This window comes from Bartonella sp. PS7NMGDW (assembly GCF_042193585.1).
Taxonomy (GTDB): domain Bacteria; phylum Pseudomonadota; class Alphaproteobacteria; order Rhizobiales; family Rhizobiaceae; genus Bartonella; species Bartonella grahamii.
This window is the reverse complement of the sequence record NZ_JBHILX010000001.1, coordinates 1-19484: the sequence shown is the minus strand read 5'-3', so window position 1 is coordinate 19484 and position 19484 is coordinate 1. Positions and strand designations below refer to the sequence as shown.

Annotated in this window: 18 protein-coding genes; 8 read left to right on the top strand and 10 right to left on the bottom strand. The window is 38.8% G+C overall.

All coding sequences use genetic code 11. From position 1 onward, the window contains the following. Positions 1-52: 52 nt before the first annotated feature. The 3 genes from cobT to ACFIKJ_RS00080 form a co-directional block, all read right to left on the bottom strand. Positions 53-1948: a cobaltochelatase subunit CobT gene (gene cobT / locus ACFIKJ_RS00090; protein ID WP_375653503.1), complete on the bottom strand. Its 1896-nt coding sequence runs from the start codon at positions 1946-1948 to the stop codon at positions 53-55. A 14-nt stretch (positions 1949-1962) separates the two neighbouring features. Then, positions 1963-2943 carry a cobaltochelatase subunit CobS gene (gene cobS / locus ACFIKJ_RS00085; protein WP_375670129.1) on the bottom strand — a complete coding sequence of 327 codons (981 nt, stop codon included), beginning with the start codon at positions 2941-2943 and terminating at the stop codon, positions 1963-1965. Positions 2944-3143: 200 nt separating this feature from the next. After that, complete coding sequence (locus ACFIKJ_RS00080; protein ID WP_375626002.1) at positions 3144-3764, bottom strand: J domain-containing protein; 621 nt, start codon at positions 3762-3764, stop codon at positions 3144-3146. A gap of 125 nt (positions 3765-3889) precedes the next feature. On the opposite strand from ACFIKJ_RS00080, the gene ACFIKJ_RS00075 reads away from it, so the two are divergent. Further along, entirely contained in the window at positions 3890-4162 is a 273-nt protein-coding gene (locus tag ACFIKJ_RS00075; protein ID WP_015857043.1) for a BolA family transcriptional regulator, read from the top strand. Positions 4163-4180: 18 nt separating this feature from the next. Here the strand turns inward: ACFIKJ_RS00075 and ACFIKJ_RS00070 are convergent, their stop codons facing one another. Further along, positions 4181-5149 carry a tyrosine recombinase XerC gene (locus ACFIKJ_RS00070; protein WP_375670128.1) on the bottom strand — a complete coding sequence of 323 codons (969 nt, stop codon included), beginning with the start codon at positions 5147-5149 and terminating at the stop codon, positions 4181-4183. Between the two features lie 3 nt (positions 5150-5152). Next, complete coding sequence (locus tag ACFIKJ_RS00065) at positions 5153-5974, bottom strand: SapC family protein (RefSeq protein ID WP_015857041.1); 822 nt, start codon at positions 5972-5974, stop codon at positions 5153-5155. A 132-nt stretch (positions 5975-6106) separates the two neighbouring features. On the opposite strand from ACFIKJ_RS00065, the gene rimM reads away from it, so the two are divergent. The 7 genes from rimM (at position 6107) to ACFIKJ_RS00030 (ending at position 12227) form a co-directional block, all read left to right on the top strand. Next, a complete protein-coding gene (rimM, locus tag ACFIKJ_RS00060; RefSeq protein ID WP_375625997.1) occupies positions 6107-6664 on the top strand; it encodes a ribosome maturation factor RimM in 558 nt (185 codons plus the stop codon). A gap of 285 nt (positions 6665-6949) precedes the next feature. Continuing rightward, positions 6950-7648 (top strand): tRNA (guanosine(37)-N1)-methyltransferase TrmD, encoded by a 699-nt coding sequence (trmD, locus tag ACFIKJ_RS00055; protein WP_375626287.1) that lies wholly within the window; start codon positions 6950-6952, stop codon positions 7646-7648. A 209-nt stretch (positions 7649-7857) separates the two neighbouring features. Further along, a complete protein-coding gene (gene rplS / locus ACFIKJ_RS00050; protein ID WP_375648235.1) occupies positions 7858-8298 on the top strand; it encodes a 50S ribosomal protein L19 in 441 nt (146 codons plus the stop codon). Positions 8299-8774: 476 nt separating this feature from the next. Then, entirely contained in the window at positions 8775-9176 is a 402-nt protein-coding gene (gene sdhC / locus ACFIKJ_RS00045; protein ID WP_375625994.1) for a succinate dehydrogenase, cytochrome b556 subunit, read from the top strand. A gap of 18 nt (positions 9177-9194) precedes the next feature. Further along, positions 9195-9581 carry a succinate dehydrogenase, hydrophobic membrane anchor protein gene (gene sdhD, locus ACFIKJ_RS00040; RefSeq protein ID WP_375625992.1) on the top strand — a complete coding sequence of 129 codons (387 nt, stop codon included), beginning with the start codon at positions 9195-9197 and terminating at the stop codon, positions 9579-9581. 6 nt (positions 9582-9587) lie between these two features. Next, positions 9588-11432 carry a succinate dehydrogenase flavoprotein subunit gene (gene sdhA / locus ACFIKJ_RS00035; RefSeq protein WP_375670127.1) on the top strand — a complete coding sequence of 615 codons (1845 nt, stop codon included), beginning with the start codon at positions 9588-9590 and terminating at the stop codon, positions 11430-11432. A 15-nt stretch (positions 11433-11447) separates the two neighbouring features. Beyond that, positions 11448-12227 carry a succinate dehydrogenase iron-sulfur subunit gene (locus tag ACFIKJ_RS00030; RefSeq protein ID WP_273723297.1) on the top strand — a complete coding sequence of 260 codons (780 nt, stop codon included), beginning with the start codon at positions 11448-11450 and terminating at the stop codon, positions 12225-12227. Between the two features lie 3152 nt (positions 12228-15379). On the opposite strand, the gene virB11 is transcribed toward ACFIKJ_RS00030, so the two are convergent. From virB11 to ACFIKJ_RS00005, 5 genes are read right to left on the bottom strand one after another with little or no spacing between them, the layout of a single operon-like run. After that, positions 15380-16441 (bottom strand): P-type DNA transfer ATPase VirB11, encoded by a 1062-nt coding sequence (gene virB11, locus ACFIKJ_RS00025; RefSeq protein ID WP_375625987.1) that lies wholly within the window; start codon positions 16439-16441, stop codon positions 15380-15382. Beyond that, complete coding sequence (gene virB10, locus ACFIKJ_RS00020; protein WP_375625985.1) at positions 16416-17573, bottom strand: type IV secretion system protein VirB10; 1158 nt, start codon at positions 17571-17573, stop codon at positions 16416-16418. The genes virB11 and virB10 overlap by 26 nt, the downstream gene beginning before the upstream one ends. Continuing rightward, positions 17573-18379, bottom strand: coding sequence for a P-type conjugative transfer protein VirB9 (virB9, locus tag ACFIKJ_RS00015; RefSeq protein WP_375625983.1), 807 nt, complete (start codon positions 18377-18379; stop codon positions 17573-17575). Before virB9 ends, virB10 begins: the two co-directional genes overlap by 1 nt. A gap of 13 nt (positions 18380-18392) precedes the next feature. Next, the gene (locus ACFIKJ_RS00010; RefSeq protein WP_375651692.1) at positions 18393-19094 is read right to left on the bottom strand and encodes a virB8 family protein; all 702 of its coding nucleotides are present in this window, start codon (positions 19092-19094) and stop codon (positions 18393-18395) included. Continuing rightward, positions 19091-19234 carry a TrwH protein gene (locus tag ACFIKJ_RS00005; protein ID WP_273791747.1) on the bottom strand — a complete coding sequence of 48 codons (144 nt, stop codon included), beginning with the start codon at positions 19232-19234 and terminating at the stop codon, positions 19091-19093. Before ACFIKJ_RS00005 ends, ACFIKJ_RS00010 begins: the two co-directional genes overlap by 4 nt. Positions 19235-19484: the final 250 nt, after the last annotated feature.

Genomic DNA, 19484 nt, shown 5'->3' with positions numbered 1-19484 from the left:
AATGATGGAGATAATTTTTTAAGATGTAATTGTTGGCTGTTTCAAGGTAAGTTTATTTCTTATGAATATGAGGCTTTTTATCACTAAAAAGTATTTCTAATTGTTTTGTTATGGCGTCGGCGAGTTCTTCAGCATTCATAATTGTTACAGCACGTTGATAATAACGTGTGACGTCATGACCAATTCCAATGGCAATGAGTTCGATGGGGGAGTGTGTTTGGATTTCTTGAATCACTGCGCGTAAGTGTTTTTCTAGATAATTGCTGGAGTTGACCGATAGTGTCGAATCATCAACAGGAGCACCATCAGAAATGACCATGAGGATACGACGTTGTTCACGCCGCGATAAAAGACGTTGATGAGCCCAAATTAAAGCTTCTCCGTCGATATTTTCTTTTAATAATCCTTCTTGCATCATCAAACCTAAATTGCGTCGTGCGCGACGCCATGGGGTATCAGCACTTTTATAGATGATATGGCATAAATCATTGAGGCGTCCAGGATTGTGGGATTTGTTTTGGGTAAGCCATTGTTCTCGCGATTTTCCTCCTTTCCACGTTTTAGTGGTAAAACCTAAAATTTCAACTTTGACAGCACAACGTTCAAGAGTTTGTGCCAAAATATCAGCACAGCTTGCGGCAACGCTAATGGGGCGTCCGCGCATTGAGCCAGAATTATCAATGAGAAGTGAAACAACCGTGTCCCGAAATTTGGTGTTGCTTTCCATTTTAAAAGAAAGGGGTTGCATGGGATCAATAATTAGACGTGGAAGCCGTGCTGTATCAAGATACCCTTCTTCAAGGTCAAAGCTCCAGTTGCGATTTTGTTGCGCCATCAAGCGGCGCTGGAGACGGTTTGCTAAACGGCCAACGATGTTTTGAAGATGATTGATTTGCTTATCAAGATAACGGCGTAAGTGATCTAACTCGTTTTCAGAACAAAAATCTGTTGCTTCCAAAATTTCATCAAATTGACGGGTGAAGATTTTATAATCACCAAGTCTTTCCATTTGTTCCGAATCGGAAAAAAGGCGTTTGGCTCTTCTTGGCTTTTCTTGCCAAGGTTCATTTTTTTGTTCGCCGTCAGCTTGATCATTGTTGTTTGATTGTGTCGCTTGTGTTTTTCCGTCGTCTTGCACATCACTTTCTTGTTCAGTGCTGGTTTGTTCTTCACTTTGAGCGTGTTTTTTGTTTTTACTCTCTTCTTCTTCTTGGTCTTGAGGTTCACATTCGTTTTTTAATTTTTTATTGTTTTCACTGTTAGAAGCTTCAGCTTGTTGCACTGTCATTTTGAGTGTAGCAAGCATTTGGCGAACAATCTGTGCAAAAGTTTGTTGGTTGTAAATATGATGAGTGAGTTCATCGAGTTCTGCTGCTGCTTTTTGTTCGAGTTCTTGACGCCACAATTCTAAGACAGGACCTGCTTCTCTTGGAGCTGTGCGCTTTGTTATTTTTTCACGCAATAAAAGTGCAATCGCTTCTTGGATGGGGGCTTCACTTTGGTTGCTAATCTTATGATAATGGGCTCTTTTGTATTTATCGGCGAGCATGACATCAAGATTTTTTGCAAGCCCCTCCATGGCTAAAGTACCAATTGCTTCAACACGTGTTTGTTCTAAGGCATCAAAGACAGCACGTGCTTCTGATTCTAGTGGAGAAAATTGCATGTGAATGCGGTTATCATGCCATGCTTTGCGTAGAGCCATGGAATCACCTAATCCGCGGGTAATGGTGATGTCTTTATTCGTTGCGTATTGAGATAATTCTGGTAAACGCGCACAACTTTCGCTTAAAGATGGTCGGTTATGACTAAAGGAAACTTCAAGGTTTTTTGTGCCTGCAATTGCACGCATACAGGTGGAAAGTGCTTTTTTAAACGCTTCAGCATTAAGAGTGTTGTTGGAAGAGTCCTTTGCCAGATTTTTGTTGTCGCCAATATCGGTAGCCATGAGTGACAGATTCCTTAAGGCGAAACACCATGAATGAGTGATTCGGGAAGCTCTTGTCCAAAGGCGCGTTGATAAAATTCTGCAACAGTGGCACGTTCGAGTTCATCACATTTATTGAGAAAGGTTAATCGGAAGGCAAAGCCGACATCTTGAAAAATTGTTGTATTTTCTGCCCAAGTAATGACGGTACGTGGACTCATGACAGTTGAAAGATCTCCATTGATAAAAGATTGGCGTACCATATCAGCAACATGAACCATTTGTGAAATTATCTTTTTTCCTTCAGTCGTTTGAAAGGATTTGACCTTTGAACAAATGATATTAACTTCTTTATCATGGGGTAAATAATTGAGTATTGTAACAATAGACCAACGGTCCATTTGAGCTTGATTGATCTGTTGGGTACCATGATAGAGACCGGTTGTATCACCAAGACCAATGGTGTTTGCTGTTGCAAAAAGACGAAAGGCTGGATGTGGAGAGATGACACGGCTTTGATCAAGTAAGCTTAATTTTCCAGAGGTTTCAAGAACGCGTTGGATGACAAACATAACATCGGGACGCCCCGCGTCATATTCGTCGAAAACAAGAGCAACATTATTTTGATAAGCCCATGGCAAAATGCCTTCTTTAAATTCAGTGATTTGTAAGCCATCTTTTAAAACGATAGCGTCTTTTCCTACAAGATCGATACGACTTACATGACTATCGAGATTAATTCGGACACAAGGCCAGTTGAGGCGTGCAGCAACTTGTTCAATATGTGTTGATTTCCCTGTACCGTGATAGCCAGAAACCATTACACGACGGTTAAAGGTAAAACCTGCGAGAATCGCTAAAGTTGTTTGCTGATCAAAAAGATAATCAGGATCAATATCAGGGACATGGGGGGTTTTTGTGCTAAAAGCAGGAACTTTCAGATCTGTTTCAATATGAAATAGATCGCGAGCAAAAAGTGTAATATCGGGCAAATTTTCAACGGTAAGATTTGTCATTGTGTTTCTGGAAGGGAGAGGACGCTATTTATTCATTGGAAACGATACAAGAGTTAGAGTATTTATGCAATGCTCTATAATGAGAGCCTTAGATATTGAAGGAAGATTTTTTGCGTATTCTATAATGTTTTGAAAAAAAATAATATCTTGCGCAAATAATGGTGGTCTAAATGAAAATAGGCTCATATAAGCGCGTATTTTTAGCACAAACCAGACTTTTTTAGCAAATTATAAGCATGTAAAACATCACGAAAGCGCTCTTCTGAGGCACGATTACCACCATTGGAATCAGGATGGTGCTTTTTTACCAACTCTTTATATTTCATTTTGATGTCTTCTGCTGAAGCGTTTGCCTGTAGTCCCAGTGTATCAAAAGCTTTTGCTTCTAAGGGCTTTAATTTTCGTGAGAAGTTATTGCTTGAATGCCGCTCCGTAAAAAGCGTGAAGGGATCGCGCATGCGATTTTGATAGGCAGCTGTTCCAGAGCGAATCTTTGCATAATTAGCAGCTGTTTTTTTCGTTGTACCATTGCTTAGATCTGTAGGCCATGTCGGACGATGTCCTGTAAGAGCATCCTTTTGAAATTTTGCGATATCTTTATTGCTAAGACCAGAGAAGTAATTAAAATTTTTATTATAGGCGCGTACGTGTTCAATACAAAAATATAAATATTGTCCTTCGTGATTTCGACCTGCTGGTGCTTTATGGGATCCTGTTTTTTCACAACCTTCCCACTGGCACTGTTGCGCTTCTGGCTCAGCTTTTTGTTTTTTATTTGAGCTTATGCGAATTGAATCGAATAATTTAGATGTTATTGTCATATTCTTGGTTTATGCAAAATTGATTAATTTTACAAGAATTGACTTTTGAAAAATTTGTTTTCACACTTAATTTTATTATGAAAAAGGTGTATTTTTGCACGTTCATTTTGTTTGAGGAATGAAAAATGTTTATAGAAACAATAATCAAGAGAAAGCTTCAGGATGCTTTTCATCCGCAAAAGCTTGAAGTGATTAACGAAAGTCATCTTCATGAGGGGCATCCTCATAATGAACATGCTTTTGATGGTAAAGGAGAAACACATTTTCGAGTGAAAATTTTATCTTCTTCTTTTTCCAATATGACACGCGTAGAAATACATCGAGCGATTTATAAAGTTTTACAAGAAGAGTTAGCTACTTGTGTCCATGCTTTGGCACTTGAGGTTGAAACACTCTAATTTTTTGATGAGACGTTTTTAGGAACGGGGATGGGCCTTTTGATAAATTTTTAACAAATGGTCTGTATCGACATGGGTATAGATTTGTGTGGTGGAAAGACTAGCGTGCCCAAGAAGTTCTTGAATCGTGCGCAAATCTCCTCCCCGTGATAAAAGATGGGTGGCAAAAGAATGGCGCAGTGTGTGAGGCGTTGCAGTTTCTGGTAAACCAAGACTTGCTCGTAAGTTGCGTACAGTTTTCTGAATAATGGCCGGTTGTAGGGGACCGCCTCGCGCTCCGCGAAATATGGGTTGGTTATCTCTTAAAGGATATGGGCAACATTTGAGATAATCTTGTACAGCTTCGTAAACAATTTTGATGAGAGGAACAAGGCGTGTTTTTCCGCCTTTTCCTGTGATAAATAAACTTGTTTTTTTAGGATCAGAAAATTGTTCTGGTGTGAGACTTAAGGCTTCTGATATTCGCATTCCACAGCCATAGAGAAGCATGAGGACAGCCGCATTACGAGCGCTAATCCAAGGTTCATTTTCTAGCTGGTTTTCTTGTTTGACTATGTGAAGTGCTGATTTGATCGCTAAAGGTTTTGGGAGCGATCTTGGGTGTTTGGGGCTTCGGATAAGTTGAGCCGAGGGAACATTGACTATACCTTCGCGTGATAGGTACTTGAAAAAAGAACGGATGCCTGCCACTCCGCGGCTTAAAGAGCGAGCACTTACATTGTTTGTACGCCGATAAGCAAGATAAGCACGCAAGTCACTGATGCGTAAATGAGCAAGATCTGTAAGGGTTGGTATATGGCTTAAGTGTTGACAGAGAAAAGACAAAAATTGCCGCGTATCACGTTCATAGGCTTGCACTGTTTGTGCCGACATACGACGTGTTTGGACGAGACACTCTAACCAATTTTTCCTTGCGTTTAAAATTGCATGGTCTGCTGGAATGAGAGGAATATTTTTATCTTTTCTCTTGTCGTTTTTGATAGGCATTATCTAGTTGAGAGTTTCTTTCTTTTTAGATTTTTCATCGTTAGAATGACCATTCTTGTTTTGGGGTTGCTCTTCACGATTGATAAGCTGCTTTTCACCTTTGAGAGAGAGTATTTTTAAGAGATTGTGTGTTGACATCAAATGCGCAAAAATTAATCCTAAAAAGCCATTTTTATGAAGTTTGGCAAGTTGGCTTGCTGATAATTTATTCAATTTTTCTTCATCAACAACCCAAAAATGTTCTAACTGCGCTGAGAGACCTTTATCGTTTTTCACATTGATGGATTTTTGGCTTAGAAGATCCATTTCCACAAGAGCATCAATAAACTCAGAGGTTTTTTCCATGGCTATTTTAAAACTTTCAAGAAAACGAATACGTTCTTCCATAAAAGGAGAAATAGAGCCGTCGGAATTAAAAAGTTCTGTTCCTGCAACTTCATTAAACATACCTGACTGTTGATCAAAGCAAACAGAAAGTTCTTTTTCATTGCTAATTTGCGCCAGAACAAAAGGATAGCGACGGACAAAAGCAGGGACATAAGTATTGGTTTTCCAACTTTTATCAGAAGCGATATAGTCATTTTCGTCATTAGAAAGACCGACAAGAGCCGCGGATGTGTAGTGCCGTTTTTTTTGTTCATCTTCGGCGCACATAAATAAAATAGGATAGTCTAGTGCTGCTTGAAAATATTCAGTACTTGCTAAAGGAACCCAGTGAGTATCCTTGGCAAAAGACATATCACTTGGAGGAGCAAATTTTAGATTTTTATGGGAAACTTTGTTGATTGGTGTGATATCTTTGTAAAATAGCATAATATTTGCCATAAGACTTTCTCCTTTATTAATTTGTTTTTTGTTACCAAGAAAGGTCTTTTAGAAGATTGTCTCATATGGCAACAAGATTGAATAGAAAACTATAAGATTGAAGGGTTCATTTTTGAGAGATAATATTTTCGCATGAAGTATAATAAAGAAAAGCTTAAAAATAAAGTCTATCTTGCCATTATTGGTATGCCTCATGGTATAAAAGGAGATGTTTTTGTTAAAATTCTAAGTGCTGAGCCACAGCGTTTCAAGTTTTACAGCACTCTTTATGATGATATGGGGCGTTCTTATGAAATTGTAACTCTTCGCATACAAAAAAATAAGGCGATTGTACGTTTTAAAGGGGTAGAAAATCGTAATGTTGCTGAGTCTTTAAAAGGTATTCGCCTTTATGTGATGCGTGATCAATTAATTGATGATCTGGATGAGGATGAGTTTTATCAAGTTGATTTAATAGGCTTTCGTGTTCAAGACTGTGGGGGAAAAGTCTTGGGGGAAGTGTGTGGTTTCTTTAATTTCGGGGCTGGTGATTTGCTTGAAATACGTTTGAATACGGGTAAAAGAGTTCTTATTCCCTTTAGTAAGGTGGCGGTACCAGAAATTTGTATGGATTCTGGTTTTCTTGTTGTTGATCCCATGGCAGCTGGTTTAAGTGATGGGGGAGACAATGATAAAAAGGAAATAGCTTGAATCTAAAAATAAAGATGAAGGTAAAAAATAACCGATTAATTTCGTCAATAAAAAGTGGAAAGTGTGGAAATATTAAAAATGCACTTTTGAGCAGATATTGTAAGCACTTTATCTCGAGACAGTCCTGAATTTTTAGAGTCTTTTTTTAGTGCAAGTATTTAGAAGGATCGTATTGAATAAAGCGCATATCAAGGAGATTCAATTTAACGTTATAGCGTTAAATATTTTGTTTGTGCTATTTTTGCTATTAAGAGTCTGTTTAAGAAAATAAGGATGAGAAATAAAATGAAGTTTCAGGCGCGCGTTTTAACCCTTTATCCTGAAATGTTTCCTGGTTTTTTAGGGTATTCTTTAGCAGGGCAAGCTTTAGAGCGCGGAATTTGGTCACTGGAGACAGTACAGATTAGGGATTTTGCTATGGATAAACACCATAGCGTTGATGATACACCTGCTGGTGGGGGGGCTGGTATGGTAATGCGGGCGGATGTATTGGCGGCTGCTCTTGACTGTTGTCCACAGGATTCGCCAAGATTGTTGATGAGTCCACGTGGGCGCCCTTTTGACCAAGCTTACGCGCATAGCTTGGCTCGTGATACGGGTGTAACGTTAGTTTGTGGACGTTTTGAAGGAGTTGATGAGCGAGTCATAGAAGCACGAGAATTAGAAGAAGTCTCTATTGGTGATTATATTCTTTCAGGGGGTGAAACAGCCGCATTGGTTATCTTAGATGCTGTTATACGTCTTCTTCCTGGAGTGATGGGGAATGCAGCTTCTGCAAAGTGTGAAAGTTTTGAAAATGGCTTACTGGAACATCCGCAATATACACGTCCTTCTCTTTTCGAAGGGCGGGGTATCCCGCCTGTGTTGCTCTCAGGTCATCACAAAGCGATCGCAGATTGGCGTCAAAGGCAAGCCGAATTGTTAACACGTCAACGTCGCCCTGATCTTTATGCGCGTTATGATAAAAATCATCAGAAAACTTGATTCATATGATAAGGTGGTGTATTGCATGGCTCTCTTTTTAGAGAGTTTTTTATAAAAGGTTTTCTGTAGTTCCAAAATTAAAATGAAGGAATGGTGTATTCGCTCCTGTGTAAGGCATAGCCTAAAGAGCTTCTTATTCTTAATAAAGGCTTTTTTGGTAAGAGTTGAGCGCTCTGACTGTTCGATAAAGAACATGAAGGATAAAAGAAATGAATATTATCGCACAACTTGAAGCTGAACAATGTGCAAAAATTGAAGAAAAGCGACAATTTCCAGCCTTTCAGCCAGGAGATACAGTCCGTGTCATGGTGCGTGTGACGGAAGGTACGCGAACGCGTGTTCAGGCTTACGAAGGTGTTTGTATTGCGCGTTCCGGCGGTGGGTTGAATGAGACCTTTACAGTACGCAAGATTTCTTATGGTGAAGGGGTGGAACGGGTATTTCCTGTTTATTCTCCGTTGATCGAAGGTGTTGAGCTGGTGCGCCGTGGTAAAGTGCGCCGTGCAAAACTCTATTATCTTCGTGGTTTGAGAGGTAAAGCTGCGCGTATCGCTGAAAAGAGAGATTATCGGAAAAAAGCTGAAAAGGTTGTTGAGAAAGTAGAAGCAGCAGCTGTAAGCATAGATGTTGAAAAGCAAGTTGCTGAGTAGAGATTATATCGGCTAAACTTTATGCAAAAGCGGCTTTTATGCCGCTTATTTGTGTCTTTCGTGATTCGTTTTGTCTTTTAAAAGGCTTGGAGGAGACATAAAAATGTTTAATCTATCAATTTTTGCCTCTTTTTATTCTTAATCATGGGGTCAATTTAAGATATCATTGCATATATCGTGGATCCTCAAAAAGATAAGTTTAATCTGGAAAAATTCCTATTTTATATTTGAGAAAAGATGTTAGACCTTTGACGTGAAGATAAAATTGTATTAGATTAAAGCAAGTTTTGCGGATCATATCCGTGGAGTAATCGGTTTTTTTATGCGTGACCTTTAATCCGTTATTTGAGACAACCGACCTGTAATATTGGTATCTTGAGATGCCAAACAAGTGAAAACGAGATAATATATTTAGTCGTTTTATGCGGTTTTTCTCGTTCATTGCGGTTGCAGTAAAAACCAGGTCAGGATATTTTATGACAGAGACAACTAGGATAAAAGAGCGCCCTCGTTCCCCTCATATAAGTATTTATCGTTGGACAATTACTATGGCTATGTCCATTGCACACCGCATTACGGGTATGGTACTTTATGTTGGAATGGTCTTTCTTGCTGTTTGGTTAATTGCTATTGCGTGTGGGGAAGAGGCATTCAGAACGGTTCACGAGATTTATAGTTCTTGGTTTGGATTGTGTATCTTGTTTCTTTATACTTTGGCAGGGGTTCATCACATGGTTGGTGGTGTTCGCCACATTGTTTGGGATCTGAAGCCTTGCCTTTTGGCAAAAGAAAAGGCAACAGTCACTGCTTGGGCGACAGTGTTTATTTCTCTTATTGTTACTTTTGCGATTTGGATTATTGGATATACCGTTGTTTAGCTGGGGGTGAAAAGAGATATGAAAAAAGATTTTCGAACGGAACTTGGGAAAGTACGGGGGCGTGGGAGTGCTCATGAAGGAACAGAGCATTTTTGGCTAGAACGTTTGACAGGGTTTATCAATCTACCACTTTTGATATTTTTTATTGTTCTTATTCTTTCGCTTGTGGGAAAGGACTATAGCATTGTGCGTGCAAGACTTGCACATCCTATTGTTGCTATTTTGATGGGATTGATGACTTTTTCGGTCCTTTATTATATGAAACTTGGTATGCAGGTGGTGATTGAAGATTATATTCCACGTGAAGGTTTCCGGATATTCTTTTTGACGTTAAATATTTCATTTTGTTTTCTCATAGGTGGTATCATTATTTTTTCTCTTTTGAAAATTGCATTAGGGGGTTAAACAAGTATGGCGGGTACAGGATCATCTCTGGGCGCTAAAGCAGGTAACGCCCCTTATCGCACTGTAGATCATAAATTTGATGTTGTTGTTGTTGGGGCAGGTGGTGCAGGATTACGTGCAACGCTTGGTATGGCGGAACAAGGATTAAAGACAGCTTGTATCACGAAGGTTTTTCCAACTCGCTCGCACACGGTTGCAGCACAAGGGGGGATTGCTGCATCGCTTTCAAATATGGGACCTGACAATTGGCAGTGGCATTTATATGATACCGTGAAAGGTTCTGATTGGTTGGGTGATACCGATGCAATGGAGTATTTGGTGCGTAATGCACCTGCTGCTGTCTACGAATTAGAACATTATGGCGTTCCTTTTTCGCGGACGCAAGAAGGCAAAATTTATCAACGTCCTTTTGGTGGACATACGACACAATTTGGTGAAGGTCCACCTGTTCAGCGTACTTGTGCAGCAGCTGATCGTACAGGCCATGCCATTTTGCATACGCTTTATGGACAAAGCTTAAAGCATAATGCGCAATTTTTTATTGAATATTTTGCACTCGATCTCATCATGACGGATGGGGTTTGTACGGGGGTTGTGGCATGGAATCTCGATGATGGTACAATACATCGTTTTTCTGCCAAAATGGTTGTTCTTGCAACTGGTGGTTATGGACGAGCTTATTTTTCCGCGACATCGGCGCATACCTGTACGGGTGATGGTGGTGGAATGATCGCACGCGCTAGATTGCCACTTCAGGATATGGAGTTTGTACAATTTCATCCTACAGGGATTTACGGTTCTGGCTGCTTAATTACAGAAGGAGCTCGTGGTGAAGGAGGCTATTTAATCAATTCTGAAGGTGAACGCTTTATGGAGCGCTATGCACCCTCCTTTAAGGATTTGGCTTCACGTGACTTGGTTTCACGTTGTATCACACTTGAAATTCGTGAAGGACGTGGCGTTGGACCTAAGAAGGACCATATTCATTTGGTTCTCAATCATATTGATCCTGCAATCTTGCACGAACGTTTACCGGGAATTTCGGAATCAGCACGGATTTTTGCAGGTGTGGATGTAACAAAAGAGCCTATCCCCATCTTGCCAACGGTTCATTATAATATGGGTGGGATTCCTACCAATTACTACGGGGAAGTTCTCAACCCAACGGCTGATTCGCCTGATCGTATTCAACCAGGGCTGATGGCGGTAGGAGAAGCAGGATGTGCTTCTGTTCATGGAGCTAATCGCTTAGGGTCAAATTCATTAATTGATCTGGTGGTGTTTGGTCGTGCTGCTGCCATTCGCGCGGGTGAAGTTATTGATCGGAATGCAGAAATTCCACCCATCAATGAAGAAGCTGTTGACGAAATTATAGGGCGTTTTGATCGTTTACGTTTTGCACAAGGGGCGATACCGACAGCTCTATTGCGTGAAAAAATGCAACGCACGATGCAAGAAGATGCGGCAGTGTTCCGTACAGAAGATTCTTTGCAACAAGGATGTCAACGGATGAATAAAATCTGGGGGGAATTGTCTGACCTCAAAGTCACAGATCGTTCTCTGATATGGAATTCTGATTTGGTTGAAACATTAGAGCTTGAAAATCTCATGGCGAATGCAATCACGACTGTTCATTCTGCACAAGCCCGTTTAGAAAGCCGTGGCGCTCATGCTCGTGAAGATTATCCAGAGCGTGATGATAAAAACTGGCGTAAACATACGCTTTCACATTTGTCAAAAGAGGGTAAGGTGACGTTATCATATCGACCTGTCCATGTGGATCCGTTAACATCTGAAGCTGATGGTGGGATCGATTTAAAGCGCATTGCACCTAAAAAACGGGTTTATTAAGGGGAGACACGAATTATGGTACAAATTAAGCTTCCCAAAAACTCTCAAGTAAAACCGGGGAAGGTTTGGCCTAAACCTGAAGGTGCGACAAAACTGACAGAATTTCATGTTTACCGTTGGTCGCCTGATGATGAGAATAATCCTCGTCTGGATACTTATTATGTGGATCGTTCTGCTTGTGGTCCAATGATTCTTGATGGGCTTTTGTTTATTAAAAACCATATTGATCCAACTTTGACACTTCGTCGATCTTGCCGTGAAGGCATCTGTGGTTCATGTGCGATGAATATTGATGGAACCAATACATTGGCTTGTACCAAAGGAATGGATGATGTAAAACACCCCATTAAAGTCTATCCTTTGCCTTCCATGCCGGTTGTTAAAGACTTGGTTCCTGACTTGAAGCGCTTTTATGCGCAACATCGAGTCATTGAGCCTTGGTTGCAAACAGTTTCTCCTGAACCTGCAAAAGAATGGTTACAAAGTCACTCCGATCGCCAAAAAATCGATGGCCTTTATGAGTGTATTTTGTGTGCGTGTTGTCAGACTTCATGTCCAAGTTATTGGTGGAACGGTGATCGTTATTTGGGCCCCGCTGTTTTGCTTCAAGCTTATCGCTGGATTGCGGATTCACGTGATGAGATGTGTGGTGAACGTCTTGATAATTTAGAAGATCCTTTCCGCCTTTATCGGTGCCATACGATTATGAATTGTGCGCAAACTTGTCCAAAGGGATTAAATCCAGCGAAAGCGATTGCTGAAATTAAAAAACTCATGGTTGAACGCCGCCTTTGAAAATTTACTGATTGATGAAAATAAAGCGCAAGGTAGAAAATTGTATCTCCTTTTAGCAATTAAATCTCTAAAAGAAGATTGGCTGCTTATGGGGGCGCAGTAGCTATAATCATTCTAAAAGCGCAGTAATCTCTAAAAACTAACCAATCCTTGTAGGAGCAATCCTTGCAATGGCTGAGCAGAAAACTCATAGTTGAATATTACTTTGAAAATTGACCGATTAACGAACAGTAAAAAGAAAAATAGAAAATTGTGCGTGTTTTTCGTGCTTCTCGAAACTTAATCTCTAAAAATTTATTGGCTTCTATGAGGCGGTTAGCATAGTTATTATCACCTTTAATAAAGGCATTAGCCTTTCGGGTAGACGATACTTTAAATAGCGTTCTATATAAAAATAATAAAATCAATATGCCATGTGTTTTTATTTTTATTAAATTCGTATCAGAATTTGCACTTTAATGCAGATTCAATTAATCATTTTTTATAAAAAAGATAACTCTGTATAAATAGAGCACAAAAAATAAATGCTGATACAAATATTATAACGCATGTAAATTATTCAAATGAAATACAAAGGAGTAGTCATTATGACAGTTCGTCATTTTACGATACGTTTATTATAATATCGAAAACATTGCTAATATTCAGGGATTAGGAATTTTTGATAACATCATTATATATTTAAAGGTCATATTTTTTCTTTTAAAGATTGGATTGTTAATCGCATTAAAAAACAAAATTTATAGTTCTCAAAATGGAGAACGAAAAATCCCTATCTATTGTAGAGATAGAGCATACAGTTAAAGGGGCAGTAATTTAAAACTATTGTAACATCATAGATTTAAATTCATTAAAGAGCAGATAAGACGTTTTAAAAAATATCAAATTTATAGTTTTTTCTAAAAATTTAGAAAACGGTAGTGAGAATTCTAAGAACACGTGTTGCGAATGTAGAATAAGGGATGTTTATAGGTTAGTTTGAGTTGAATGAATTCAATCATCAAAGCAAATATGTTATATTTTGACGAGTTTCGGAGGTTTTGATTTTATATGTTTTTATCTATAAAAACATAGAGATTTCTAGGTTTAGATCTTATTTATTATGTTTTGGTATTTATTCTGTTGTGCCATAAAACACTATCGTATTTAGGATGTGGTAATTAAAGTGGTTTGAAATCTGCTAGGCGAAGGGGCGGATTGTTTGCATATTAGTTTGTGTGTTAAGAGGCTTCGTCCTTTGAGGTGTGATAGGTGGAGTCTGTTAGCCAATTACGTAAACGAGAGCGAAATCTACGTGGACAGGTTTTTAGTCTAATCTCTCTTATATATTGTGATAGGAAATTCACCTTAATAAGGACCATGACCGGTTACAGAAAAAAGAAATCATTGTGAAAAAACAAGCGTGTTTGTTTTAAAATTTTTAATGCTTCTGATCATAAGGGCACGCGAAATCTCCTGTAGTATCACGCAGACCTTTCATATTCTCGAGCCAAGAATTGTCTATATATCCTCTTCAATCTGATCTTCACGAATTGATGTAAGAGATGGGTACGAGCACCTGTAAGAATAAGCAGACGCAAAGCCAGTTGTATCATTATTTTTGCTTTGCAGAGTGCTTGATAAAAATCTAGAACATTTCTCCAATTCATTGTCGGTTTATTAATGACTTTATGGCGTTGTTTCTCTAAAAGAGCTTTTGCTGTTGCAGCTTTTACCTATCAGATGGGAGTTAAGAGTATTACTTATCTCTCTGTTGGCATAATCTCTGAAACCGGTATACAGTCTCCTAATTTTGGGGGAATATGAAGCTGTAAAGGTGTAAACCAGTTTCCATTTTAGTTCAGTTTTATGACTTTCAAAAGCGTCTAGAGTAATGTCTTTTAAATAATAGAGATTACGCATTGCTTCACGCTTTTGTTTCTCTCGTTCTTTAAAAAGATCACAAATAAGATCACAACCCTTATGCAAAACAGAACGCCCCAAACCAAATACACTTGGCTTGTCAATTTATGCGCTTGTTTTGAAAAAACCTTTCTTTAAGGTTCCCAAGCTCATTTTGCGACAGTGCTTGTAGATGGTATAATGGTAAAGTCCCGATGAACAATATACAATTTATAGAGTATCTCTATATATCCACACTTCATAAAAGAACAAGCTGGGCGCCGTTATACACTTTGCTAACTCCCAATGTTGCGACAGTTTTTGGCGTTTGCGACGGTTTATAAGAGGCATTTTTAGTTCTTTTTTATAGAGTTTCATTCTATACGGCTTTATTTACTTGTAATGTGCAAGAGACATAAAATGAGAGAATCTTACGGTACTAAGATCTTTTATCCAACATGCAAAACAATGAACACTCTTTATAAATTAATGTGATGCATCTTAAGAAGTGGGATTTTAGATCTGTGCTTTTAGGAGTTTTTGTTTTTTGAGGCGCAGAAAAGAGAACAGGAATATTCAGAGTAGAGCTTATCTTGTGTAATCTATGGATATCGTCTTTAGGATAGGGATATAAACCACGTGATATGGTTAGCAAAGCTTGTTTAAGAGAAACTTGATTGTTTACGAACAGCTGGAGGTTAAAAATCTTTCTTCGTCCGAAGAAGATGTTGATATGCAACTATACTTTTTATTACCAAATAGAAAGTGGTTTATAGATGCTAAATCGAAATGATAGTTTATTTCGTATAAGCTTTTCCGTATCTGGAGATTTTTTGGTTAAAAAACATATTTATTAATCACTTGAAAATAGCACTTAGAATTTTTAAACGATAAGTTTTGGTCTTGATGACGATCATTATTTGTGATGATCGAAGTATCTATTTTACGAAGCTTTCATTGATAGGCGAATCAAAATTTATTCTTTTCTTTTTTTGAAATATTTATTTCGCAGCTATTTTTTTTCATCAAACATACCTTTTCAAAAGATAAATGGAAAAAATGATCAAAGGTAAGAGAATAGAGAGAGCCTTATGTATATTTGGTTTTCTTGTAAAGTTGTTGTCTATTAACTTTTTTCTTCTTTTATTCATGAAGAGTGTAGAAAATCCATTGGAGAAGCAAAGAGAATAGGAAGAGTTAAATAAATAGCCGTAACAATTAGTTACGGCTATTTTTTGTTTGCATCATATTATCGAGAGAGGAAGCTCCCCTTAAGCGATTTTTGATTTAGCAAAAATCGGGTCGTAAAAGACTTCAGAGAGTTTTCTATCTTTAAAAAACAACACGACGTCAACTGTTGTATAGAGGACGATTTTTATCATTTCTAACTCGAGTTGCCGGCCAACTTCTGATCTTTTAATCAAAGTGGCACATCGTTCAAATGTCTGCAAAGCGCTGTTGGCATGCGTCGTTGTAATCGATCCGGGATGACCAGTGTTGAGTGAATTGAGATATTCCCACGCTTCATTACCTCGCAATTCAGCGAGAAAAATTCGGTCGGGCGACTGACGCATACACGCATCTAGGCATTCTTCAGCTGAAACACGGCCTACATTGTTACCATAAATCATATGTACATGATTGGGATGATTGGGTAGAAAAAGCTCATGAACATCTTCAATTGTGATGATACGCTCCTCTACAGGGACCTTTTCAATTAAAGAGCGAGCAAATGTTGTTTTACCAGATCCTGTCTTGCCTGCAATAATAATGTTGCGTTTATGAAGGACACATTCTTGTAAAAATTCAAGAATTTTTCCATCACGTTTATGTTGCAAGAGTTCAACTTCAAATGGTTCCAACCTTGTGAAGTCCTGCTTCGATAACAAGTCATTTGCTTCTTTTTTTGAAGGTTTGTTAAAACTTACATCAGAGAAATCATCAAATGCACCTTCTTCTTTGAGTTCTTCTAACGTCTTAACTATAAGAGAATGTTTACGAATCACAAAGGAAAGAGCACCATCAACGACAGCTGGCGTTTGTATAATTGTACCACGTTGTCCACCAGGTAATAGCACATAATTAATACTTCTGGGAGCCATACCGTTATAAACGATAATAGCTGTAATGAGCGTTTGCAAAAAATTGGTTGTTAACTCTGGTACGCTATGTACTTGCCAACCCTTAAAGCTTTTCGTCCATACTTCGCAGGGGCGGCAAATCGATAATTCAGTGATCGATGGATCTTCTAAGAAACAATCAAGCGGTTGTAGAAGCTGAAAAACTGCTTGATCTTTCTGTATTGGGTTAACGTGTGACAAGACTGTAGACATCGCTGAAATCCAGATCACGAGCAACAAAAATATTTACTCGTTCGCCTTGGTTTTTGTAAAGTGTTGGTGTGATATTGATGGAATTTTGAAGGACATCGATTGCTATAGATTCAGCATTCTGATTACCTTTATTTTGTGAGTTCTCTTTATTTTCTTTGCTGATTTTACTAACTTTTCCTTTTACCCATTCTCCTAAATCACCGATAATGCTTACCATAATTGCACTACCAAATCTCTCCCAAAAGCGTCTGTCAACCCAGCCACCAATACCCGCTTCACCCAGAGGACCTGTGCCAGGTGAGTCAAGATTGACAACAACACCAGAAGGTGTTTCGATGCGTGACCATTGCACAAACACACGCGTTTGTCCTTGTTGTATGCCACTTTGGTAAAAACCAACGACTTTAGAACCACGGTCAAGCAAAACAACACGACCACTTGTGGAATAAATATCGCGTGTTAAATGACATGTCGTCATTCCGGGTTGTGATGTAATGATCTTTGTTTCTAACGTGCAATCTATTTGTGTTCCTTGCGTAATCAAAAAGTCACGGTTACGAAGTTGCGCCGCATGTGATTGACCTAAACGCACGGGCTGAAGGTTATCAAATAATCCGCCACTACCTCTATCATTATTCGATGCTTTACTATTGGTATCTGTAGATCCTTCGCTACCACCGCTGTTAAGGCTAGAACTGAGCATACGTTTGCGTGCTAATTCTTCAGAATCTTGGAGCATGTGTGGAGGAATGGCTGTTTGAAGAAGCTTACTCAAGGCCGGTGGAATATCTAGGTTTGAATCTTCAATTTGTGCTGGTTTTTCTGCTTCTTCTACAATCTTTGGCTCTTCTATAATCCGAGGGACGTAGTTTGGTATAATTTGCTGTACTATTTGTTGTGGGTTTTCTTCCTCAACTTCCACGGTATTACGCATTTTAAAAGCTTTCCAAGTCAAGGCAATCGGTATCGTTACTATGACAATAAGTCCTACCACTAACAATGCACGGGTACCTGGAATTGTCGGACGACGTTCAGAACCTAGTTCCGATCCTCCATAAGTACCTTCAATATGTTTTTGCTCGACGTTGTCCAGTTTTGTACCTTTTCCCTCTCCTTCCTTATTGTCAAACATCATTTTCCTCCTTTATTGATACGATAAACCACCGAAGATACTGTCCCTGTTGTGTTTGGTACGCCATTGGGGTCATAGGCTTCATTAAAAACAGCTAGAGCGCGTTTACCAAGCCGTATGAGCCATTTAGGATTGACCTTATGGACGGCGATAATATCATTAGAACTGCCGATAACGGTGCGTGGTATTAAGCTTTCATTGCCTTCAGCATCTACGACATAAATCGATGGCATATCCATGTTAGCGGGAAATTTGAAGTAAGTAATACGCCCATTGTCCCAAGCATTTATCGGAGCAATATCTTGGTGACCGCTCATGGTGTAACTGAGATTATAGCCATTGACGCTTTGGTGAAAACCACGTTCAATCGCAAGGCGCCGGTTGTTTTCTTCTGACTTTTCATCATTTGAATCGGGATAATGGAAAGCTAATTCATATGTTGATCCCGCACGGTCATTTCGAAATTGTAGTCGGAATTTGTAACTCCGTTTGTCAGTTACAACGATGAGATTGGTATTAGCAAGTTCTGCTTTTGGTTTAATAAAAATATGCCGCCCTTTATGAGCAAAGGCATAGGCTTCAGAATCGCCAAAGGCATGAGTGATATACTGTTCACCTTCTTCAAGAATAATATGTGTTGCCACACCAAGAACTGTTTCAATTTGAACCACATCAGCTTCGTTATATGTTATATAGCGAATGCGGTGGTCATATTGTGAATTTGATGGACTTTTGAGCGCCTGCACAGGTACTGTATAAAGAGAAGAAAACGAAGACAATAGAACAATGAACGCAAGTTTTTTCATAACAATCAATTCCTTAATCATTTAACAGTATTTCTGGGTCAGAACGGTAACTTGTTATTTGAAAACCAAGGGGGTTAAGCAATCGATCAGATGATTTCATGGGTGCACCGACATAGGTGTAACCAATTGTTGCAATCTGGTGCTGTTTTGGTCCAGTAGCAGCACCGTTGCTGTCAAGTTGCTGAGTCGTAAAACGTACAGTTGCTTGACCTAGTCCATTAAGCTGGATTGATCGTACTTTGACTGTGATACGTGCTTTATTGGAAAGCACTTTATCCCGTGCATTTTCTCCATCATAGATTTTATAATATTCTTGTTGAACAGATGCCGCACTTAAAAGTGCTGTTGTGTCATAGTTCAGTTGAATGGTATCGTAGTCGTAATTTTCACGGTTAAGCACATATTGGTTTAGCCAATATCTATCTACAACTTCACCATAGCTGGTCTCGTGTTCACGCATGATTGAGATAACATCAACCGCACCCGTCGTGTTATCAACGCGCAATACTAAGGGAGTTGGAGCTGGTTGAGAAAACCCAACGACTCCACATATCATACCGAACAAGCCAAAAAGACCAACAGTACTCGCTACACGCCATGCCGTTCTGCGCGACCTTATAAATTCATTTATAAGATCACGTTCTAAGCCACGGCTTTCTTCATAATAACTGCTAAGTTTTTCGGCTTTCACTGGTTTTACTTGTTTTGTTTTCATCTGTCTCCTCGCTTAATTTCGGCAGGGATTGTTTTATTAATAGGCACACGGTTCCTATCATTTGGCTGTTTTAGCTTTGGTGCTAATGCACAAGCCGATAAAAGGTTTGCAATCAAAATTACAAGAATGATCGACTTCATTTTAATATGACTCTTTATTGTTATATACATCCTGATATTTTTTGTCATTATTATTATTTTGAACATAAAGTAAAGTACGTTGTGTGTAATTATTTTACTTTTTTATTCTATTTTAATTTATGAAAACAGCTCAATTTCGGCGAATATTTTTTACTTTAGGATTGGATATCCTTGTTATTTTGTCATATGGATATTAAGGGCGTCTGTTACGGGAACCATTGCTTTTTATCTCATCTAGTTTCTATGTCTC

Bases quoted from the DNA above. Each gene is read 5' to 3' on its own strand.
- cobT (WP_375653503.1), bottom strand. From the start codon at position 1,948: ATGGCTACCGATATTGGCGACAACAAAAATCTGGCAAAGGACTCTTCC.
- cobS (WP_375670129.1), bottom strand. From the start codon at position 2,943: ATGACAAATCTTACCGTTGAAAATTTGCCCGATATTACACTTTTTGCT.
- ACFIKJ_RS00080 (WP_375626002.1), bottom strand. From the start codon at position 3,764: ATGACAATAACATCTAAATTATTCGATTCAATTCGCATAAGCTCAAAT.
- ACFIKJ_RS00075 (WP_015857043.1), top strand. From the start codon at position 3,890: ATGTTTATAGAAACAATAATCAAGAGAAAGCTTCAGGATGCTTTTCAT.
- ACFIKJ_RS00070 (WP_375670128.1), bottom strand. From the start codon at position 5,149: ATGCCTATCAAAAACGACAAGAGAAAAGATAAAAATATTCCTCTCATT.
- ACFIKJ_RS00065 (WP_015857041.1), bottom strand. From the start codon at position 5,974: ATGGCAAATATTATGCTATTTTACAAAGATATCACACCAATCAACAAA.
- rimM (WP_375625997.1), top strand. From the start codon at position 6,107: ATGAAGTATAATAAAGAAAAGCTTAAAAATAAAGTCTATCTTGCCATT.
- trmD (WP_375626287.1), top strand. From the start codon at position 6,950: ATGAAGTTTCAGGCGCGCGTTTTAACCCTTTATCCTGAAATGTTTCCT.
- rplS (WP_375648235.1), top strand. From the start codon at position 7,858: ATGAATATTATCGCACAACTTGAAGCTGAACAATGTGCAAAAATTGAA.
- sdhC (WP_375625994.1), top strand. From the start codon at position 8,775: ATGACAGAGACAACTAGGATAAAAGAGCGCCCTCGTTCCCCTCATATA.
- sdhD (WP_375625992.1), top strand. From the start codon at position 9,195: ATGAAAAAAGATTTTCGAACGGAACTTGGGAAAGTACGGGGGCGTGGG.
- sdhA (WP_375670127.1), top strand. From the start codon at position 9,588: ATGGCGGGTACAGGATCATCTCTGGGCGCTAAAGCAGGTAACGCCCCT.
- ACFIKJ_RS00030 (WP_273723297.1), top strand. From the start codon at position 11,448: ATGGTACAAATTAAGCTTCCCAAAAACTCTCAAGTAAAACCGGGGAAG.
- virB11 (WP_375625987.1), bottom strand. From the start codon at position 16,441: ATGTCTACAGTCTTGTCACACGTTAACCCAATACAGAAAGATCAAGCA.
- virB10 (WP_375625985.1), bottom strand. From the start codon at position 17,573: ATGTTTGACAATAAGGAAGGAGAGGGAAAAGGTACAAAACTGGACAAC.
- virB9 (WP_375625983.1), bottom strand. From the start codon at position 18,379: ATGAAAAAACTTGCGTTCATTGTTCTATTGTCTTCGTTTTCTTCTCTT.
- ACFIKJ_RS00010 (WP_375651692.1), bottom strand. From the start codon at position 19,094: ATGAAAACAAAACAAGTAAAACCAGTGAAAGCCGAAAAACTTAGCAGT.
- ACFIKJ_RS00005 (WP_273791747.1), bottom strand. From the start codon at position 19,234: ATGAAGTCGATCATTCTTGTAATTTTGATTGCAAACCTTTTATCGGCT.